Annotated in this window: 2 protein-coding genes; both read left to right on the top strand. The window is 41.0% G+C overall.

Annotated elements, in window-relative coordinates; genetic code table 11:
- A partial coding sequence (locus tag MW688_RS05395) for an ankyrin repeat domain-containing protein (RefSeq protein WP_486734906.1) occupies positions 1-1,633 on the top strand: 1,633 nt, incomplete at its 5' end.
- Between the two features lie 734 nt (positions 1,634-2,367).
- Positions 2,368-3,533: DUF1156 domain-containing protein (locus tag MW688_RS05400; RefSeq protein ID WP_486734907.1), on the top strand; the 1,166-nt coding region annotated here is incomplete at its 3' end.

Raw genomic sequence — 3,533 nt, forward strand, 5'->3', positions numbered from 1 at the left:
CAATCAAATTTTAGACATATTAGAATACTTACATAAATTAAAACCCCCAGTGATTCATCGGGATTTAAAACCAGATAATTTGATTCGTAGCGAAGAGGGGAAAATCTGGTTAGTAGACTTTGGCGGGGTACAAAATGCCTACTATACCACCTTAAAGCGAGGCAGCACCATAGTAGGAACTTATGGATATATGGCCCCCGAGCAATTTTCAGGAAAAGCAGCACCAGGCAGCGATTTGTATGGTTTAGGAGGAACTCTCCTCTACCTCCTCACCCATCGACAACCCACAGATTTTCCTCATGAAAATTTACAAATTAAACTGCAAAATCATCTACAAGTATCAAAGGGGTTACTGTGGTGGCTAGAGAAATTATTAGCCCCTAATCTAGAAGAGCGTTTTAATTCGGCGGCTTCAGCAAAAAGAGGGTTAAATCATTCGAGTTTACTAGCTTTAACAAGGATAAAAAGCCAAGGAAAAGCTAACTATTTAAAATTAGCCCTGGGGGCAATAATCCTCCTAGGTGTGGGTATTGGTGTACAAAATCTTGTGGGTAGTTTAGTTCATGATTTTGTTGATGATAAATATTGCGACAATCCAGAAATGGTGAAAAATTATTTGGCAAAGGGGGGAAGTACCAATGCTGAAGTTAGCGGAGCTACTGAAGAAAGGACCCTATTACATTGCACGGTAGCTGTAGGCAATCGAGAAATAGTAAAAATGCTCATCGAATCTGGCGCTAATGTTAATTCTACAAACAGCGATGGTATCACTCCCTTACATTCTGCTGCCCTTCGAGGACATACAGAAATAGTAAAAATGCTCATGGAAGCCGGAGCTGATGTTAATTCTACAAACCGCGATGGTTACACACCCTTACTTATGGCTGTCCCTGGAGGAAATACAGAAATAGTAAAAATGCTCATCGAAGCCGGGGCTGATGTTAATTCTACAAATCGCTATGGTGAAACTTCCTTACATTCGTCTGCCCGTCAAGGAAATACAGAAATAGTAAAAATGCTCATGGAAGCCGGAGCTAATGTTAATTCTACAAACAGCGATGGTTACACTCCCTTTCATTTTGCTGCCCGTCAAGGACATACAGAAATAGTAAAAATGCTCATGGAAGCCGGAGCTGATGTTAATTCTCCCAATAGCGATGGTGTCACTCCCTTACATTGGGCTGCCAGTGGAGGAAATACAGAAATAGTAAAAATACTCATCGAAGCCGGAGCTAATGTTAATTCTACAACCAGCTATGGTGAAACATCCTTATATTATGCCGTCCTTCGAGGACATACAGAAATAATAAAAATGTTTATCGAAGCCGGGGCTGATGTTAATTCTCCAAATCTCCATGGTTACACTCCCTTACTTATGGCTGCCAGTCGAGGACATACAGAAATAGTAAAAATACTCATCGAAGCCGGGGCTGATGTTAATTCTACAAAGAGCTATGGTGGAACTCCCTTACATTCTGCTGCCTATCAAGGACATACAGAAATAGTAAAAATACTCATCGAAGCCGGGGCTGATGTTAATTCTCCAAATAGCTATGGTGAAACTCCCTTACATTCTGCTGCCAGTCGAGGACATACAGAAATAGTAAAATTACTTAAACAGCATATTAAGTAGATGGGCTTAATTAAAAGTTATAGCAATCAGCAAGTACATGTTTACAACTATGATGAAAAGTAATGAAAAGCCTCCCTTTACTAACTATGCTTTATAAGGAACTCGCCAAACCCTTGTATAGCAGGGGAGCTCCGGGAGATGGGGAGAAATTTTAAGTAGTATTGTAGGGTGTGAAGCGTGCGAAGCCCGTAACGCACCGTTAGTTGAGTAATGAGTTTTGAAGTTTTGAAGTTTTGAAGTAATGAGTAAGAAGGTAGCCTGTACGTAGCCTGTAGGTTGGGCAGGGAGATATAGCAAGCTCGCCAATAGATGTTGACAAAAATGATGAAAAGCCCCCCTTAGTTGAGTTTTGAAGTTTTGAAGTTTTGAAGTTTTGAAGTAAGAAGCCAGTAGCCTGTAGCCTGTAGGTTGGGCAGGGAGATAACCCAACATGATGAGTAATGAGTAAGGAGTAACGAGTAATGAGTTTTGAAGTAATATCAAGTCCGTTTAATCAGTTATATTATGAGATATTGAGGCAAATACTAAAAAACCCCCTCTCCTCAGATCTTGCACGCAAATACAAAAGTACTAAATAGGCCAACAGGCGAAAATCAATTTTTAAGTGGTTAGGATCAATTCTTTTACTTCAAAACTTCAAAACTCATTATTCATTACTCAACCACCACAAGTAACTTTTGATAAAGATGCAAGATCTGAGCTCTCCCCCTCTCCAGAAATGATATAACTAAACTATGCCAGACTATCCCAGAAGACTCATTGAAGTAGACCTACCCATTAAACGCATATCAGCCCATTCACGGCGAGAAAAATCAATTCGCCACGGACATATATCAACACTGCATATATGGTGGGCCAGAAGACCATTAGCCGCTTGTAGGGCCGTGATTTGTGCTGCCTTGTGGTTAGACCCAGGGGATGATAAATGCCCTGAATCTTTTCGCCAAACTGCCAGAGAATTAATGCTCAAATGGTCAAATACTGAGCGACTCAATCTACTTAGTCCAGAGAGTTATCAAAGATTTATTCGTATTCAAAAAGACCCAAGTATATTAGATAATCATGAACAACAAAGAGGCGCTTTACTAGACTTTATCGCTGATTTTGCTAATTGGGACAATTCAACCAATAGAGAATATTTAGAAACCAGTAGAATTTTAACACAAGCCGCCCATGAGGCTAATGGGGGAATACCAGAGACCAAACCCCTAGTAGTAGACCCTTTTGCCGGAGGGGGTTCAATACCCTTAGAAGCTTTGAGAGTAGGCGCTGATGCCTTCGCCTCTGACTTGAATCCCGTGGCCGTTTTACTCAACAAGGTGGTTTTAGAATATATCCCTAAATATGGGCAAAAGTTAGCAGATGAGGTGCGTAAATGGGGAGAATGGGTTAAAAAAGAGGCAGAAAAAGAGTTAGGTCAATTTTACCCAAAAGATGAAGATGGCAGTACACCTATAGCCTATCTTTGGGCAAGAACAATTATTTCTGAAGCCCCAGATGATGGCACGGGTATTCCTGTAGAAGTGCCTTTAATGCGTAGTCTGTGGTTAGCTAAGAAAAACAAGAGAAATAGGGCTCTAAGATGGGTGAGAGATGAGAAAAGACAGGTAAAAACCGAGACGGTTGAGGTTACTTATGCTGATGGGGTAACTCGTAAGGTGAGAAGACCTCTTTTAGAGATATTTGAACCCAAAAGTGCCAAGGAAGTTGAAAATGGTACAGTAGCTAGGGGTTCGGCTACATGTCCAGTGACTGGGTTTACTACTCCGGTTGCTTCAGTAAGAAAGCAGTTAAAACCAAGAAGAGGTGGTGCTGATGATGCCCGGCTTTTTTGTGTGGTAACTACTCGTGAAAGTGAGAAGGGTCGGTTTTATCGGTTGCCTAATACTCAGGATAAAGA

It is taken from the genome of Johannesbaptistia floridana (assembly GCF_057440575.1).